The organism is Paenibacillus phyllosphaerae, from assembly GCF_014192105.1.
Lineage (GTDB): Bacteria > Bacillota > Bacilli > Paenibacillales > Paenibacillaceae > Paenibacillus_Z > Paenibacillus_Z phyllosphaerae.
In genome coordinates, this window is the sequence record NZ_JACHXK010000002.1 from 28,754 (window position 1) to 46,198 (window position 17,445).

The window sequence follows — 17,445 nt, forward strand, 5'->3', positions numbered from 1 at the left end:
AATCGATATCGATAAGTAACAGGAGGACGAGCATGATGCTGACAATGGAACAGACGATTGAGATGTTGAATTCGGATAAGGCAAGCGCGCTGCTATCCCGTTTATATGGAGAAGACCAGCTTTCCTGGCAGCGGGACCGCTATCAAGCGCTCGTGAAGTCTTATGGTGAGCATTTTGCCGATGGAGAGCTGGGCTTGTTCTCTTCCCCGGGGCGGAGCGAGATCGGGGGCAATCATACCGATCATAACCATGGCAAAGTTCTCGCGGGAAGCATCAACCTGGATACGATCGCGGCAGCCGTCAAAGTAGACGAGCCTGTCATTACCTTCGTATCGGAAGGCTATCCGGGACGATTCACCCTGAATATTACGAACCTGGAGCCGCAACCGGGCGAGCCGGCGTCGTTGTCGCTTGTGCGCGGTATACTTGCCGGGTTCCGCAAATCCGGCTACGCCGTGGGCGGATTCAACGCCTATATCGCAACGAACGTATTATCGGCTTCGGGTCTTAGCTCGTCGGCTTCGTTCGAAATGCTCATCTGCAGCATACTGAACAGCTTCTATAATGAGGGATCATTAGATACGGTTACGATGGCCAAGATCGGACAGTATGCCGAGAACGTCTATTGGAACAAGCCTTCCGGGCTGCTGGATCAGATGGCCTGCGCGCATGGCGGCCTGATCGCGATCGATTTTGCCAACCCGCAAACGCCTGTCATTACGCCGGTTCCGTATGCATTCGAGAAAAGCGGCTATTCGCTGGTCATCGTCAATACCGGCGGCAACCATGCCGATCTGACCGAAGAGTACGGCGCCGTGCCGAATGAGATGCGGGCTGTCGCACGTATACTCGGCGCCGAAGTTCTTCGCGATGCGAAGCCCGCCGACCTATACGGCAAGCTGGGCGAAATCCGTGCGCAATGCGGCGACCGCGCCGTGCTTCGCACGCTGCATTTCTTCGCGGAGAACGATCGGGTCGATGCTCAGGTAGAGGCGTTAACCAATGGCAACCGCGAGCAATTCCTCCAGCTGATTACCGAATCCGGTAACTCCTCCTGGAAGCTGCTGCAGAACTGCTACCTGAATACCGACGTTCAGCATCAGGAAATTACGATCGCGCTAGGGGTAACCGAGACGTTCCTGAAATCGCTCGGCGCAGGGGCATGCCGCGTCCATGGCGGCGGTTTCGCCGGCGTTATCCTCACGATCATCCCGAATGAGGCTGTCCAGAGCTATGTGCAGTTCATTCAAGATACGATCGGAACGTCGACGTATATTATCAACATCCGGCCATACGGTTCCATCTGCTTGAACGACGTCCTGTAAGTCAACGGCGCACAACAAGCACCATCCATAACGAATTGATCGAGGCCTATGCGCGTAATCGCGCATAGGCTTCTTGGCGTTTCCGACCGTCGAAACCGCTCTGCTTCCACCCTTTTTCGCCATTCATATAAAGCGCTTTCAAGATTGTTGGAGACGTAGCTTTCTTCGATAATAGGAAATGTAAGGAAGAAATCAGACAGCAATCGCCTTAAGCAGGGTGTCTGGCAGCAGTAACCGCGAGAGAAAAAACGCAAGCAAGAAGAAGAGTCTTAAAGGAGCGAAACGATGACTAACCTTGCCACATTCGTAAATCCGATAGCAGCCCGTGCGGCCGATCCTTGGGTGGTTAAGCATAGCGACGGCCATTACTATTTCATGTCCACTCAGCGGGATATCCTTACGCTCACGCAATCGGCCACGTTAAGCGGGATCGGGGAAGGACGCCGCAAGACCATCTGGGCGCCGGAGCCGGGCGGTCGCTACAGCCACAACTTGTGGGCACCGGAGATCCATTACGTGCAGGGCAAATGGTACATCTACTTCACCGCCAATGACGGCGGAGGGGACGATTCCCGCCAAGTATGCGTGCTCGAGAACGAGTCGGCCGATCCGATGGAAGGGCAGTGGACGTGGAAGGGGGCGCTTGCGACGCCGGTGCCCGGATTGGACGGCACGGTGCTGCAATTGCATGGCCAGCTCTACTTCTTGTATGCCGGCTATGGCAACTTCCCGGATTACGGCTCTGCCGTCTACATCATGCGCATGACCGACCCATGGACGGTGGAAGGCGATCATGTGCTGTTGACTGCGCCGACGCTGGATTGGGAGAAGCAGGGCGGCATGGCGATCAATGAAGGCCCGGTTACGCTGCGCCGCAATGGCCGGATCTTCCTCGTCTACTCGGCCAGCACGACCTGGTCCGAAGATTATGCGCTCGGCATGCTGACGATGGATGAGGAGGCGGATCCGATGTCGCCATCATCCTGGACGAAGGAGCTGGAGCCCGTCTTCCGCAAAAGCGTGGAGAACGGCGTCTACGCGACCGGCCACAACAGCTTCACCGTATCGCCGGACGGCACCGAAGACTGGATCGTCTTCCATGCGCTGCCGGCGCCAGGGGCGGAGACGAGCTTGCGCGCGACGCGTATTCAGAAGTTCGGCTGGAGGGAAGACGGTACGCCGGATTTCGGCATTCCTTATGGCGATGATTCGACGCTCGTGGTTCCTTCCGGCGAGTGATTCGGAGCTTGGCCGTCATGCATTTCCATTATGAACAGGGGGATTCCTATGGGACCAATGAAGAAGCATCTCTTGAACATGTTGGTCGTCTCGGCGCTGCTGGGCTCGACGCTCGCGGCATGCAGCAATAACGGCAATACCGAGCCGGAAGGCGGCGCGAATGCGGAGAACAACCTGTCCGAGACCAATACGAATACGGAGCCGGAGAAAACATCTTTTACCGACATCAGCACCAATATCCGCGGCAATACGGCACCGACCCAGGAGCAGCTGGACGAGGTAAACAATACCCTCAACGATACGTACTTGGGCGACCTGTACGAGGAAGTCATTCCTAGCGATTACTCCGCTTACCCGTATAAAGAGAAGGTTACGCTCGATGTGTGGCTGCCGGCTGACTCCAACATTCCGGACTATAACAATCAAGTCGTACAGCAGCAGGTGGAGAAGCTGACCGGCATCGACGTCAACTTCATCACACCGCCGGTAGGTCAGGAAGCCGATGCCTTCACCCTGATGATCTCCTCCGGCGAGCTGCCGGACATCATTATGGAGCCTGAACGTTATCCGGGCGGCTTGGAAGCGGGCTTGAACGACGGCGCTTACATTGATCTGACCGACCTGATGGAGAAGAATGCGCCGAATTATACGGCATGGCGGAATTCGAACGAGATGCGAAGGAAAACGACGGTGACGGACAGCGGCAAGCTGCTCGGCTTCTACGGCATCGCACCGTATTCCGAGTGGATGTGGTTCGGGATGCTGATCAAGAAGGAAGCGCTAGAGAAGACGGGCATGGAGGTTCCGCAGACGATCGAGGAATGGCATGCGTTCCTGCTCAAATGTAAGGAAGTCGGCTATGCCGAGCCGCTGAACTACGGTTCGACGTACGGCCAGATCTTCACCGGCATCATTAACGGCGCTTATGGCGTATGGGATTGGACGTTCATGGATGAGAACGGCCAAGTGCAGTGGGGGCCAGCGCAGCCGAAGGCCAAGGAATACCTGGCGACGATGCAGCAATGGAACAAGGAAGGGCTGCTTAACCGGGACTGGGCGACGGCCGACTTCAACCAGCGGATGGCAAGCGCGATCTCCGATAAAACGGCCGTCATGATGGACTCGCCGGACACGATGTGGAGCTACTGGAAGCAGCAGAACAATATCGATTTCGTCGGCGCGCTGAACCCGATTCTCAATGCGGGGGACCAACCGGCCACGACGTACAAAAACTTCATGCGCACCGGCAGATCGGCAGCCATTACGACGCAAGCCGAGAATGTCGAAGCGGCGATGGCGTTCCTCGATTTTGCCTACAGCAAAAAAGGGTGGGAGATCATCAACTACGGCGAATACGGCAAGATTCACCTGATCGACGAGAACGGCAAGCCTTACTTCCATGAAGACAGCTACATCTACAAAGACCCGGACGGCCAGCCGGTCGCGACGACGCTCGTGAAATACCGGATGCACTCCTGGCCGGCAATCCGCGACGAGCACAACGCCAACCCGCTTATCGTGGCGAAGGGCAGCTACTCCGGCGAGATCCGCAAGCAATGGACCGAAGGCATGGATACGAGCGTGGCGATGCCGCCGATCACGTTCACGCAGGAAGAAGCGTCCCGCGAAGCGGAACTCGGCAATCAGCTGTCGACGCTTCGAGGCGAGTATTTTGCCAAAATCATTAAAGGCGAGCTGTCGGTCGACGCGTACGATAAGTTCCTGAGCGAAGCGAAGAAGATGGGGCTCGAAGAATTCCTGAAACTTCACCAGGCGGCATTGGATCGGTATAACCAACGGTAGTGGACAGGGCGAGGGAGGGCAGGCAGCCCGAATAACCGCACTCGGCACGGTGCTTGAGCAAGCGTGCGGTGGAGGGGCTATTCGCGGCATGCTTGTTCCCTCGCCTAGAAATGAGGTGATTGGAATATGGAGGTCATCCGGAAGGACAACAACATCGAGGGTGCGATCGCGGCGACCAAGCCGCTGCGCAAACGAACGGTGATCAAGAAGGATTTCAAGAAGAACTGGTTCGCTTATCTGCTGGCGGTTCCCGTGCTGGCCTGGTTCATTATTTTCTGCTACGGGCCGATGTGGGGCGTCCTGATCGCCTTCAAGGACTATAAGCCGCTGCTCGGGTTCGCGGATAGCCACTGGGTCGGTTTGAAGCATTTTATCGACTTCTTCCAGGGGCCCTACTTCTGGCGGGTCGTGAAGAACACGCTGCTGCTGAACGTATGGGGCATCGTCTTCGGCTTTACGGCGCCGATCATCCTGGCACTGTTGCTTAACGAGATTCGGGACGGACGTTTCAAGAAAACCGTGCAGACGATCACGTATATGCCGCACTTCATCTCGCTCGTCGTCGTATGCGGGATGATACATATTTTCACGGCGGACGAGGGCGTCGTCACCCAGATTCTGCAGCTCATTACGGGCAAGGAATACACGTCGCTGCTCGGCTATTCCGACTTCTTCCGGCCGATCTATACGTTCTCCGGGATCTGGCAGAGCATCGGCTGGGAGAGCATCATCTATCTCGCCGCGATGAGCTCGATCGACCCCGCGCTCTATGAAGCGGCGGAGATGGACGGCATCGGCCGGATCAAGAAAATGTGGCATATCACGCTGCCGCAGATCAGTCCCGTCATCGTCATCTTGTTCATCTTCGCGATCGGCGGCCTGATGTCGTCCGGTTACGAGAAGGTCATTCTGCTCTACAACCCGCTGACGTACGATACGGCGGACGTTATCGCCTCCTACGTCTACCGCAGAGGCTTAAGGGAAGCGAGTCTCAGCTACTCGACAGCCGTGGGTTTGCTGAGCGCCATCATTAACTTCGGGCTGCTGTGGGCGACGAATCGAATGGCCAGACGTCACTCCGACGTCAGCTTGTGGTAGGAAGGGGCAGGAGGAAACGATGAAGAAACACCATTCGCTTAGCGACAAAACGTTCAATGCCGCGATCTATGCCATTCTCACGGTGCTCACGTTATGCTGCCTCTACCCGATCCTGCATATCGTGTTCGCTTCTTTCAGCGATCCGGCCCGCTTAGTGGCGCATAAGGGCGTGCTGTGGCGGCCGCTCGGCTTTACGGTCGATGGCTATAAGCTGATTTTCAAAGATAACAGTCTCTTGATCGGTTACCGGAACGCCATTCTCTATGTTGGCTTAGGGACGCTGGTCAACATGATCATGACTGTCATGGGGGCGTTCGTCCTCTCACGGCGGGATCTCTATTGGAAGAATCACATCATGATCGTCATTACGATTACGATGTTCTTCGGCGGCGGCCTTATTCCGTGGTTCCTCCTGATGAAGGATATCGGCTTGTACAACAACTTGTGGGCGATGATTCTGCCGACGGCGCTCAGCACCTGGAATATGATTATCTTGCGCACCGGCTTCCAGGCGATCCCGGTCGAATTGGAAGAAGCGGCGACGATCGACGGCGCCAGCCAGATCAACATCTTGCTCAATGTCGTCATCCCGCTGTCCAAAGCGACCTTGGCCGTCATCTTCCTCTATTACCTCGTCGGCAACTGGAACTCTTGGTTCAATGCGATGGTGCTGCTCAAGGACCGGGACCTATTCCCGCTGCAGCTCTTGCTGAAGGAAATCCTCGTCGCGAACGACTCGACCGCTACGACGATGGGCAGCTCGGGCGGGGTTGTCATCGACAGCGCCTCCAGCGCGACCGCCTACCGCGAGCTGGTCAAATATTGCATGATCGTCGTATCGACGATTCCGATTCTGATGGTCTATCCGTTCCTGCAAAAATATTTCGTGAAAGGCGTCTACGTCGGTTCCATCAAAGGCTAAAGCCTTGGTCGAATACGCCTGACAAAAGCAAAGGAGTTCAACCATGACACAACCAACATCCGTACCGCGTCCCGAGTATCCGCGTCCGCAGTGGGTACGTCCGGAGTGGATCAACCTGAATGGACCTTGGCAGTTCGAGATCGACCATGGCAAGAGCGGTAAGGAGAGCGGCTATGCCGAGGCGGGCCGCGAGCTATCCGGCACGATTACCGTTCCTTTCGCACCCGAGAGCAAGTTGTCCGGCGTGGAATACAAAGACTTCATGGCTGCCGTCTGGTATCGACGCGAAGTGACCTTGCCGGAGTCGTGGCAAGGCGGACGCGTGCTGCTTCACTTCGGCGCCGTCGATTATGAGACCGAGGTGTGGGTGAACGGTGTTTCTGTCGGCAAGCACCGCGGCGGCTACTCTTCGTTCAGCTTCGACATGACGTCGGCTGCAACGCCTGGCGTCAACATCATTACCGTCTATGCCGAGGACGACGTGCGCTCGGGCCGTCAGCCGCGGGGCAAGCAGAGCGAGAGGCTGTATTCCCATGGCTGCGACTATACCCGCACGACCGGTATCTGGCAGACCGTGTGGCTCGAGCATGTGCCGGCGACTTATCTGTCTTCGATGAAGCTGATCGCCGATCCGGACAATGCATCCGCGCATCTGACGGTGAAGCTGGGCGGGAATCCGGCGTCGCAGGCGAAGCTCGCTGTTACGGCTTCGTATGAAGGCAAGCCGGTTGGCGCGGCGGAGATCGTCGTATCCGGTTCTACGGCACAGCTGGCTTTGCCGCTGTCCGAGGTGCATCTGTGGGAGCCGGGCAACGCGCGGTTGTACGACCTGACACTTACCTTGCAGGTACCGGGAGAGGCCGGCGACGAAGTGCAATCGTATTTCGGCCTGCGTACCGTAAGGCTCGACGGCATGGCGTTCCGGATTAACGAGAAGTCCGTATTCCAGCGGCTCGTGCTGGACCAAGGTTTTTATCCCGATGGGGTGTACACGGCGCCGACCGACGACGATCTGCGGCGGGATATCGAATTGTCGATGGCGATGGGCTTCAACGGGGCGAGGCTGCATGAGAAAATCTTCGAGCCGCGTTTCCTCTACTGGGCGGATAAGCTCGGTTATCTCGTGTGGGGCGAGCATGCCAACTGGGGGCTCGATATAACGACGGCTGCCAGCATCGCGCATTTCCTGCCGGAGTGGATGGAAGCGGTGGAGCGGGATTTCAATCATCCTGCGCTCATCGGATGGTGTCCGTTCAACGAGACGTGGGACCGCGACGGCGCCAAGCAAGACAATGACGTGCTGCGGATTATCTACGAGGAGACGAAGCGCATCGACCCGACGCGTCCGGTCATCGATACGAGCGGCAACTTCCACGTCGTGACGGATATCTTCGATCTCCACGACTATGACCAGAACCCGGAGACGTTCCGCGCCCGATACGAACCGATGAAGACCGGCGGCGAAGCGTTCAACACGTTCCCGAACCGGCAACAGTATGGAGGGCAGCCTTATTTTATAGCGAATATGGCGGGATCTGGTGGAATCCGGAGCAGAAGGACGACAAATCGTGGGGGTACGGCGACCGTCCGACCTCCGAGGAAGCGTTCCTCGCGCGCTATGAGGGCTTGACCAACGTGCTGCTCGATCACCCGATGATGTTCGGCTTCTGCTATACGCAGCTGTACGACGTGGAGCAGGAAGTGAACGGGCTGTACACGTACGACCGGCGGGCGAAGTTCGATGCGGAGGTTATCAAGAAGATTAACGCGCGTAAGGCGGCAATTGAAGATTAATTGAGGTTAGCCGGACATCCGTTGAGGTGTCCGGCTTATATTCGTTATACCGCTTGGATTAGTTCTGGCGTCGCTTCATGGCGTCCGAATGCTGCTTAATATAAATTTGCGGGTTGTTGAATCTTAGAATTTGGATAAGCTGCTCGCCCATATAGGCCGTGGACTCTTCGAATCCGTTCTCGATCCATTCCAGGATCAAGCCGATAATGCCGTGGATGCGATAGGTGCCGAACAACTTGGTATCGATCTGCGCGTCCAGCCCCGTCACGACGAAGTCGAACTCTTGACGGAACAGCCGGTCCATCCGTCTGGTCAGCTTCTCGCGGAAGTTATAGCCGGTGCGCGGATTCAGCATGGTCGTATAGAAGGTCCGGTACTCGATGAAATGATCGAATAATACGATCGAAGCTCCCGGCAGCTCGTTGAAATCGACGACCGATAAGCCGGCATAAGGCTTCCGGTAAGCCTCGGTCATCTTCTCGAACACCTCTTGAATCCATTCGTCCAGCAGGTCTTCCTTCTGCTCGTAATGCGTGTAGAAGGTTCCTCTCGTGCAATCGGCGAGGCCCACGAGCTCGGTAATGCTAATTTGTTGAATGCTCTTCTCTTGCAGCAAGGATAGTAGAGAGGATTTCAATATTTCTTTGGTCTTTCTGACTCTGCGATCTGGATATTGAACCGTCATACCTAATCTCCTTTGACACTTTTAACGGACAGATTCCGAACATTTGTAAAGTATTATACAGTCTCCTCATTATTGCATATTCAAATCCGGGATGGCTAATCTTACAATGATTTACGACAATATACCTATCGAAAGCAGGGATAATAGATGGCAAGATTGCAAGGGAAAGTAGCGATTGTTACCGGAGCGGGCTCGGGCATGGGCCGCGCGACGGCGATTCTGTATGCGCAAGAAGGCGCCAAAGTTGTCCTCGCGGAATTCAACGAAGCGGCGATGAACGATACGCTGGCACAGATTCAAGCGGCAGGCGGCACGGCCGTTGCGATCAAGACGGACGTATCCAAAGAGGCAGACGTCGACGCCATGATTCAGAAAGCGCTTAACGAGTATGGTCAGTTCGACGTCCTAGCGAATATCGCAGGTATTTTCGACGCGATGGCTTCCGTAGAGAACACGTCGAACGAACTGTTCGAGCGCGTAATGGGCGTCAATCTGAACGGACAGTTCTATGCTTGCCGTTCCGCGATTAAGGTGTTCAATGAGCAAGCAACCGGCGGCACAATTGTGAACGTCGCTTCCGTCGCAGGTTACCTTGGCGCGCGCGGCGGCGCGGCGTATACGATGTCCAAGCATGCGGTTATCGGCCTGACTAAAAATATCGCAGCCTTCTACGGCCGCGACAACGGGAAAATCCGTGCGAACGTCATCGCGCCAGGCTCCATCGCGACCGGCATGACGGCCAATCTGGGCACGCTTGATCCGCTTGGCGCCCTCACGTTCGGCGACCTTGGGCCGTTCAATGGCGGCGAAGCGGAAGATATCGCGAATACGGCGCTATTCCTGGCATCGGACGAGTCGAAGTTTATCAATGGCGACGTCATCACCGTTGACGGCGCATGGACATCGCGATAAGCGTGCCTTAACACAGCAAGAAGCGTTTGGGTTTATAGCCCAAGCGCTTTTTTTGCATGTTCAGCACGATATTCTTGGATTGCCCGCGTCGGGGTCTTCTGTTAAGATGATCTAGACTTATTAAATTGATTTAATAAGTCCGGCCACTTTCTTGAAGAAAGGCGATGATCGCCATGGCGAATACAACGATAACGTCCAAAGAGATGAAGGATTCCTTATTATACCGCATCCGCGCGGGGCTCATCATGATGGGCAGCGCGACCAAGGCGGAGCTCAGCCAGCGGCTGGGGATCAGCTTCCCGACGATCAGCAAATTCATTGCCCAGATGGAGCAGGACGGCGAAATCCGTTACACGGGCGACGATGATTCCAGCGGCGGCCGGAGGGCAAGACGGTATCAGTACGATCCTGAATATATGCTGGGCCTTGCTATCTTCATCGAGAAGAACGAGACCAATTATTCCATCTTTAACTGCATCGGCGAGGTCAAAGAGCAGGGCGCCAAGCCTAGCGTCTTGCAGCAAGACAGGGAACTGTTGGCAGATCTGATCGAGACTATGATCGAGAAATACCCGCGGCTGCGGTCGATCGCGATCGGGGTACCCGGCGCCGTCAACAACGGGAAGATCATCTTCATCCCGCCTTATCAGCAGTATCTGGATTATGATCTGAAGGAAGAATTCGAAGCGCGGTTCCATATCCCGGTCGCGGTGGAGAACGATATGAATGCCTCGGTGCTCGGCTATGCGTCGAACTTCGAGATCGAGAACGAATCGCTCGTCTATCTATATTTCGGGCAGAATGGACCGGGTTCCGGCATTATGATCAACGGCGATGTCTTGCGAGGCAGCACGTTCTTCTCGGGCGAGATTTCGTTCGTTCCCCAGTACGATCAGCACAATTTCATACAAGCGCTGCAGATGGGAGAGCCGGATCGCCGGATTGTAGTCGCCGATGACCGGCAGATTGACGCCGTGGCCCGGCTAATTGCCACACTGACGGCTATCATTAACCCGAAGGCCGTCATCTTCTGCGATGATGAAGTCGACGAAGCTATTTTGGCCAGAATCGCGGATCGAAGCTCGCTCTATATCCCGCAAGAGCATTTGCCCATGCTGCTGAAGAGCAATTGGCGAGAGGATTACTTGAGCGGCTTGCAGCAGTTGGCACTGAATCTGATGATTACGGAGAGTTGTTAGGGAGGCAGCGAAATGGTAACGATGTTTTTGGCCATTATTTATCTGGCCTTTATTAGCTTGGGCATCCCGGATTCTCTGCTTGGATCGGCATGGCCGGTCATGGGCCCGGATATTGGGGCCTCATTCGGCTTCGCAGGCGTTCTCTCCATGGTTATGGCGGGGGGAACGATCGTATCGAGTCTGGCTAGCGGGAGTCTGGTTGCGCGTCTGGGGACGGGACGCATTACGCTGATCAGCTGCTGCCTGACTGCGGCCGCGCTGCTCGGATTTTCGGTGGCGCCGTCCGTGGTCTGGATCGTCTTCTTGGCGATTCCGCTGGGGCTTGGCGGCGGGGCCATCGATGCGGCGCTCAATCACTATGTCGCCGAGAATTACAAGGCTCATCATATGAACTGGCTGCACTGTTTCTGGGGCGTTGGGGCAACGATGGGACCGATCATTATGTCTTTTTACATGGCGGAACACAATTCGTGGCGAGATGGGTATTCCACGGTTTCAATGATCCAGTTCGCGCTCTCGTTCGTTTTGCTGCTTACGCTGCCTTTATGGAAACGGATCGCTGCGTTGAGGGAGGCCGAGCGTCTCCACCCACCCCTTCAGCAGGAACAGACCGAAACTGTCGATATTCAACGACCTGATACCGGCAGCGCCAAATCCAACGTACTCCGGATCAGAGGCGTTAAACCTACGCTGATCGCTTTCCTGTTCTATTGCGGGGTCGAATCCACGGTAGGTCTATGGGGAGCGAGCTATCTGGTCGGCGCGAGGGAAATGACGGCCGAGGCCGCCGCGGGATGGATCTCGTTATACTACGGCGGAATAACGGCGGGACGACTGATCACCGGTTTCATTACGCTGAAGGTACACAATCGCATGCTGATCCGGTGCGGTCAGATAACGGCCGTTGTTGGCGGGCTCATGCTATTGCTTCCGCTTCCGTCGCTTTATTTGGCAGGGCTTATTCTGATCGGGCTCGGGCTTGCTCCGATTTACCCGGGTCTTCTTCATGAGACCCCGGCGCGTTTCGGACGCGACAACTCCGCCAAGCTTATGGGCTACCAGATGGCCGTCGCTTATACGGGATCGACCTTCTTGCCGCCGATCTTCGGGTTGCTGGCCACGAAGTTCAACATATCCCTTTTTCCGTTGATCGTCCTTGGTTTTACGATTCTCATGATGATGAGCGCTGAGAAAGTCAATCATATGCTAAGCCGTCATTCGCGGAAATCCGATGGCATCAGTTTGTAAGAACAACGTTCATTCGCTTAAGAAAGGAAGATTCCATGCACACGTTAACCGAAAAAGAAAAAATGTTAAGAGGCGAACTGTATCAAGCCGGTGATCCGGTGTTGGTCCAAGAGCGTCTGAACGCCCGCCGGCTCACCCGTTTGTTCAATCAGTCGCTGGAGACGGAACATGAATCGAGACTCACGCTTCTGCGGGAGTTGTTCGGTTCAACAGGTCAAAATTATTACGTGGAGCCGACCTTCCGTTGCGATTACGGGTATAACATCTATGTCGGCGAGAACTTCTATGCGAACTTCGACTGCGTGTTTCTGGACGTCTGCGAGATCCGGATCGGGGACAACTGTTTCCTGGCCCCAGGCGTGCATATCTATACGGCGACCCACCCGCTGAACGCGCAGGAGAGAATATCCGGAGCCGAATTCGGCAAGCCGGTTACGATCGGGAATAACGTATGGATCGGCGGCCGGGCGATCATCAACCCGGGCGTGACGATCGGCGATAATGCGGTGATCGCTTCCGGCGCTGTCGTGACCAAAGACGTACCGGCGAATACGGTCGTGGGCGGATCGCCGGCGAAGGTGATTAAGGAAATCGATAACCGTCATTAGGAAAAACAAAGCCATCGGCCGTTTGGATTGAAGTCCAAAGCTGATGGTTTTATTTTTCTCCTCCCACCTTGCGAAAGTGCAATGCCATCTTGAAAGGTTAGTATAGAGGGCGGCGGCTGCGCAGCGATACAATGAAATTGCCGGAAATGAAAACGCTTTATATTTATAGGAAAGGAGCGTATCGCCAAACCACAAAGCCAAGCTTTTTCATTCAGAGGCATAGTTCAACGGAGGTGGAATGATGAAGAAGAAAACACTGCTCACCATGATCATGACGGCCATACTTTCGATCGTGCTCGTTACGAATGCGAACGGCGCATCGGTATTCTGGGAACCGCTTACCTACTTTAACCCCGCGACCTGGCAGAAAGCGGACGGCTATTCGAACGGCGGCATGTTCAACTGCACGTGGCGCGCGAATAACGTCAGCTTCACAAGCGACGGCAAACTAAAGCTAGGCCTCACGAGCTCGGCCTACAATGTGTTCGACTGCGGCGAGTACCGATCGACGCACAAGTATGGCTATGGTCTCTATGAAGTGAGCATGAAACCGGCTAAGAATACCGGCATCGTCTCGTCGTTCTTCACATACACGGGTCCGTCGGACGGCACGCCGTGGGATGAGATCGATATCGAGTTTCTCGGCAAGGATACGACCAAGGTGCAATTCAATTATTTTACCAATGGCGTAGGCGGACATGAGAAGGTCGTTGATCTGGGCTTCGATGCGTCTAAAGGGTTCCACACGTATGCGTTCGATTGGCAGCCGGGCTCTATTAAGTGGTATGTCGATGGCGTGCTGAAGCATACGGCAACGGCCAATATACCGAGCAACCCCGGCAAGATTATGATGAACATATGGAACGGAACAGGCGTGGACAGCTGGCTCGGTGCTTATAATGGCGCCAATCCGCTGTATGCCGAATACGATTGGGTGAAGTATACGAGCAACTAATCGTTTGAGCGATCTGACATGGCATGAGGAAGGGAAGGCGGTCCGTCCAGGACTGCCTTTTTGGCGTATTCGACAGCCGGCTAGAGGAAGATGGCACTATTGCAAGAATTGTATTCAATATGCAACATCCTTCAGAAATGCAATAGATGTTGCAATCTTAGTATAGGCGCTTATCCGCAGGTTCTTTTACTATAAGCTGTGTAAACCTACTTTGGAATTGGGGGAAAGAGCGTTGACTAGACGTAACAAAACGCGGTTATCCGCAATGCTGCTGACCGGTATCGTATCGCTGAGCGCGATTGCAAGCGGTTGCGGCAATAATGAGCCTGAGCAAACGAATACGAAACCGGCGGATACGGCTGCCGGAAGTGCCGAAACGGGGAGCGGTCTCAAGGACGGCAAATATGATCCGCCAATTACGATCACCTATCTTCGCCCTTGGGGACCTGACGTGAAGTTCAAGACCGGAGAGACCCAGGACGATAACGTTCACGTGAAGTGGGCGCATGATAAACTGGGCATCGATCTGAAGAACCAATGGATCTCGCCATCGACCAACAATGCGTTCGAGACGAAGCTCCGTCTGTCGCTGGCGACGAACGAGAAGATGCCGGATATTATCTCGTACCGGGGGGACTTCAATCTCGTCCGCGAGCTGATCGACTCCGGGAAATTCATCGATGCCGGCGAACTGTTCGATCAATATGCCGGCGACGTATGGAAGGACGCGATGAACGAGGATCCGACAGTCTGGTATCCGTACATGGCGGACGGCAAGCGGATCGGCATTCCAATTCTGGATTACGCGTACAATGGCGATCCGGTCATGTGGATTCGCGAAGATTGGATGCAGAAACTGGGCTTGACCGCGCCGAAGACGCTCGACGATCTGGAGAAAGTCATGGAAGCGTTCACGAACAAGGATCCGGACGGCAACGGCAAGAACGATACGTATGGCCTTGCGATCGGCTTCAAAAATTGGATCAACACCTGGATGTCCGACGCTGGCTGGATCTTCGGCGCGTTCGGCACGATGTCGAACCAATGGAATTTGACCGAGGACGGCAAGCTGGAATACGGTTCCGTTACCCCTGGCGCCAAGCAGGCGCTGGCCACGCTGCAAAGCTGGATGGGCAAAGGCTACCTGCCGACGGAAGCGGGCCTGTACGACGAGACGAAGGCGGCGGAAGACTTCACGGCCGGCAAGGCAGGCATTGTCGTCGGACCGCATTGGATGCCGGCTTGGCCGCTTGAGGACGTGAAGAAGAACAACAAGGACGCGCAGTACAAAGCCTATCCGATTCCTATGGGACCGGATGGTCAAGCAGGGCGGCACGGGACATCCAACGCGAATGGCGTTGTCCTGATTAATAAGGACATGGAGCATCCTGAAGCGTTCTTCGCGTATCAGAACTATTTGTTCGAGCAGTTTGCGAACCCGCCGGTAGGAGGCGAATTCGAGAACGGTCTTGCCGAGGGCTATGACTGGGTGATGGTAGACGGCAAGCCGACGACCGACGCAGCGCATACCGGCGGCTATGCGCCGGAGAAGTACACGATTACGTTCGATGGAGCGCGCATCCCGAGCCTTAACATGGAGACGCTCGCGAAGCTGGCGGGCGGAGAGGAAGCGAAGACGCCGTTCGAGAAGAAGCTGAAGCTCAGCACGCCGCAATCGATGCTCGATGCCGCGAAGATCGTGCTGGAGCAGAAGGATATCGTGATGCAGCAGATGTTTACCGGCGCGCCGACGGCGACGATGCAGATGAATAACGACATTCTGGCAAAGATGGAGAAGGATACATTCTCCCAGATTATTTATGGCAAAGCGTCGATTGATTCGTTCGATTCGTTCGTCGAGAAGTGGAAGTCGTCCGGCGGCGAGCAGATTACGCAAGAAGTGAATGAATGGTACCAGTCCGTAAGCGGCGGGCAGAAGTAAAACAAACGGCTGTGCAGATCATCTGCACGGCCGTTTGTTGTTGTTCATTGCTTATTGCTGCAAGCGGTCACGGTACTCCTGAGGCGTAAGATCGTAGAACTTCTTGAACACGCGGATGAAATAGGCGGTGTTGTTGTAGCCGACCATCTCGGCGACCTCCAATACTTTGGCTGCGGTCGTACGCAGATAGAATGCCGCCTTCTCCATCCGAAGCCGGTACACGTATTCGGTCAGCGCTTCGCCCGTCTCGGCTTTGTACACCTTGGACAGATAGACGGGGTGGAGATGGACATAATCGGCGATAGCCGGCAGAGAGACGTCCTGAGCCAAGTGACGGTCCACGAAGCTGCGCACGCCGCGAACGATGGCGCTGTGGCTGTCCTTCAATTCCTGCTCCGTATCGCTGCGAATTTGGCCTAACGTCCGGATCGCCCAATCGTGCAGTTGGGACGCCGTCGTATAGGAGGGCGCCTGAAAATAACGGAGCGTATCCTCGGCGAGCACCGTCTGCAGCTGCTTGCCGTTCTTATGAATAATATAGGCGAAGGCGCCAGCGAGTACATGATAAGCTTCGGTCAGCTGTTCCGATACATCCTTGTCGGATTGGAGCTCCTCGAAAATGGTGCGTATCTTGCGCTCTATGTCATCGAAGCGACCTGCCTCCAATAGGCTGAGCAGCGTTGGCGGCTCGTACAGCGACCATATGGTATGGACGTCGTCCTGCCTAATATCCGCTTCCTGTGCGGTCGTAACGAATAAACCCTGGCCTTGGCCCATCTTCTTGCGCATGGACATGACGGCATGGGCATAGGTTTCGCGAATTTGAGCGGGAAACATCCCCCAGCCGCCGACGAGAATCGAAATCCCGCCTTTGAGATAATTCTGGACATGGAGCTGGATCTGGGCGGCATAACGTTCCAGAAGCGTCCGGGAAGGGGCAATGCCCGCACGAGGCATTCTGCTGGCCATCTCCTTCACCTTGACCAGAATGACGATGTAATCATGGTCGTCCCGCGTAGGCCAAATATAAAAGTTGTCCTGCATCACTTCGTTGACGATATTGCAGATTGCATACTCCATCAGCGACAGATCCTGCCCCGGAAGCTCGGCGAAACGCTCTTCCATCCGAATTAGCAGCATACCCGTCTCATCTCCGGCGGCATAGGGGAGCTCGAGTAGTTGCAGCTTGTCCACAAGCGCCTCTTCGAGATAGGTTTTGCCTGTCAGCAGCTCGCTTAACAGGGACGAACGGAGTAACGGCAAATTTTCGCTGAGCGCATACAGCGCCTTATGATACGAGGCGGCTTCCTCCCATTTGGCCTTAATCTGGCCGACGACGCGCGATACGGAATCGATTAAATCCTCGTCGCTGACCGGCTTGAGCAAATAATCGAACGTTTGCTGAGTAATCGCCTGCTTGGCGTATTCGAAGTCTGCATAGCCCGATAGGAGAATCGTTCTAATATGCGGCCATCGGCTCTGGATCGCGGCAATGAGCTCGAGGCCGGACATGCCGGGCATGCGAATGTCCGTAATGACGATATCGATCGCGTTATTCTCCAACACATCTAGCGCCATCGCGCCGGACAATGCTTCATGGACAGTGCCAACCCCGCAATCCGCCCAAGGAATTGTCTCGGCCAGCGTCTCGACGACCGATCGTTCATCATCCACCAACAAGAGTTGCAGCATCGTATAGTCCTCCTGCTTATTAA

The 17,445-nt window shown here is 55.3% G+C and carries 15 protein-coding genes; 13 read left to right on the forward strand and 2 right to left on the reverse strand.

The window, feature by feature from the left end; translation table 11 throughout:
* Window positions 1–35 precede the first annotated feature (35 nt).
* From FHS18_RS04310 to FHS18_RS34235, 7 genes are all read left to right on the forward strand, one after another.
* A complete protein-coding gene (locus FHS18_RS04310) occupies window positions 36–1,325 on the forward strand; it encodes a galactokinase (RefSeq protein WP_246427491.1) in 1,290 nt (429 codons plus the stop codon).
* Between the two features lie 285 nt (window positions 1,326–1,610).
* Window positions 1,611–2,564: a glycoside hydrolase family 43 protein gene (locus FHS18_RS04315; protein ID WP_183597420.1), complete on the forward strand. Its 954-nt coding sequence runs from the start codon at window positions 1,611–1,613 to the stop codon at window positions 2,562–2,564.
* Window positions 2,565–2,612: 48 nt separating this feature from the next.
* On the forward strand, window positions 2,613–4,367 hold the full coding sequence (locus FHS18_RS04320) for an extracellular solute-binding protein (protein ID WP_183597422.1): 1,755 nt from the start codon (window positions 2,613–2,615) through the stop codon (window positions 4,365–4,367).
* A gap of 126 nt (window positions 4,368–4,493) precedes the next feature.
* The gene (locus tag FHS18_RS04325; protein WP_183597424.1) at window positions 4,494–5,465 is read left to right on the forward strand and encodes an ABC transporter permease; all 972 of its coding nucleotides are present in this window, start codon (window positions 4,494–4,496) and stop codon (window positions 5,463–5,465) included.
* Window positions 5,466–5,484: 19 nt separating this feature from the next.
* Window positions 5,485–6,387 carry a carbohydrate ABC transporter permease gene (locus FHS18_RS04330; RefSeq protein WP_183597426.1) on the forward strand — a complete coding sequence of 301 codons (903 nt, stop codon included), beginning with the start codon at window positions 5,485–5,487 and terminating at the stop codon, window positions 6,385–6,387.
* 43 nt (window positions 6,388–6,430) lie between these two features.
* Window positions 6,431–8,017, forward strand: coding sequence for a glycoside hydrolase family 2 protein (locus tag FHS18_RS04335; RefSeq protein WP_246427459.1), 1,587 nt, complete (start codon window positions 6,431–6,433; stop codon window positions 8,015–8,017).
* Entirely contained in the window at window positions 8,014–8,181 is a 168-nt protein-coding gene (locus FHS18_RS34235) for a hypothetical protein (RefSeq protein ID WP_246427460.1), read from the forward strand. Before FHS18_RS04335 ends, FHS18_RS34235 begins: the two co-directional genes overlap by 4 nt.
* Window positions 8,182–8,239: 58 nt before the next feature.
* Here the strand turns inward: FHS18_RS34235 and FHS18_RS04340 are convergent, their stop codons facing one another.
* Complete coding sequence (locus tag FHS18_RS04340) at window positions 8,240–8,866, reverse strand: TetR/AcrR family transcriptional regulator (RefSeq protein ID WP_183597427.1); 627 nt, start codon at window positions 8,864–8,866, stop codon at window positions 8,240–8,242.
* A 147-nt stretch (window positions 8,867–9,013) separates the two neighbouring features.
* Between FHS18_RS04340 and FHS18_RS04345 the strand changes: the two genes are divergently transcribed.
* The 6 genes from FHS18_RS04345 (at window position 9,014) to FHS18_RS04370 (ending at window position 15,730) form a co-directional block, all read left to right on the forward strand.
* Complete coding sequence (locus FHS18_RS04345; RefSeq protein ID WP_183597429.1) at window positions 9,014–9,778, forward strand: SDR family NAD(P)-dependent oxidoreductase; 765 nt, start codon at window positions 9,014–9,016, stop codon at window positions 9,776–9,778.
* A 173-nt stretch (window positions 9,779–9,951) separates the two neighbouring features.
* A complete protein-coding gene (locus FHS18_RS04350) occupies window positions 9,952–10,977 on the forward strand; it encodes an ROK family transcriptional regulator (RefSeq protein WP_183597432.1) in 1,026 nt (341 codons plus the stop codon).
* 12 nt (window positions 10,978–10,989) lie between these two features.
* Window positions 10,990–12,225 (forward strand): MFS transporter, encoded by a 1,236-nt coding sequence (locus FHS18_RS04355; protein ID WP_183597434.1) that lies wholly within the window; start codon window positions 10,990–10,992, stop codon window positions 12,223–12,225.
* A gap of 35 nt (window positions 12,226–12,260) precedes the next feature.
* Entirely contained in the window at window positions 12,261–12,833 is a 573-nt protein-coding gene (locus tag FHS18_RS04360) for a maltose acetyltransferase domain-containing protein (RefSeq protein WP_183597436.1), read from the forward strand.
* A 241-nt stretch (window positions 12,834–13,074) separates the two neighbouring features.
* Entirely contained in the window at window positions 13,075–13,788 is a 714-nt protein-coding gene (bglS, locus tag FHS18_RS04365; protein ID WP_183597438.1) for a beta-glucanase, read from the forward strand.
* Window positions 13,789–14,053: 265 nt separating this feature from the next.
* The gene (locus FHS18_RS04370) at window positions 14,054–15,730 is read left to right on the forward strand and encodes an extracellular solute-binding protein (RefSeq protein ID WP_183598638.1); all 1,677 of its coding nucleotides are present in this window, start codon (window positions 14,054–14,056) and stop codon (window positions 15,728–15,730) included.
* A gap of 51 nt (window positions 15,731–15,781) precedes the next feature.
* On the opposite strand, the gene FHS18_RS04375 is transcribed toward FHS18_RS04370, so the two are convergent.
* Window positions 15,782–17,422, reverse strand: a complete 1,641-nt coding sequence (locus FHS18_RS04375; protein ID WP_183597440.1) for a response regulator — start codon at window positions 17,420–17,422, stop codon at window positions 15,782–15,784.
* Window positions 17,423–17,445: the final 23 nt, after the last annotated feature.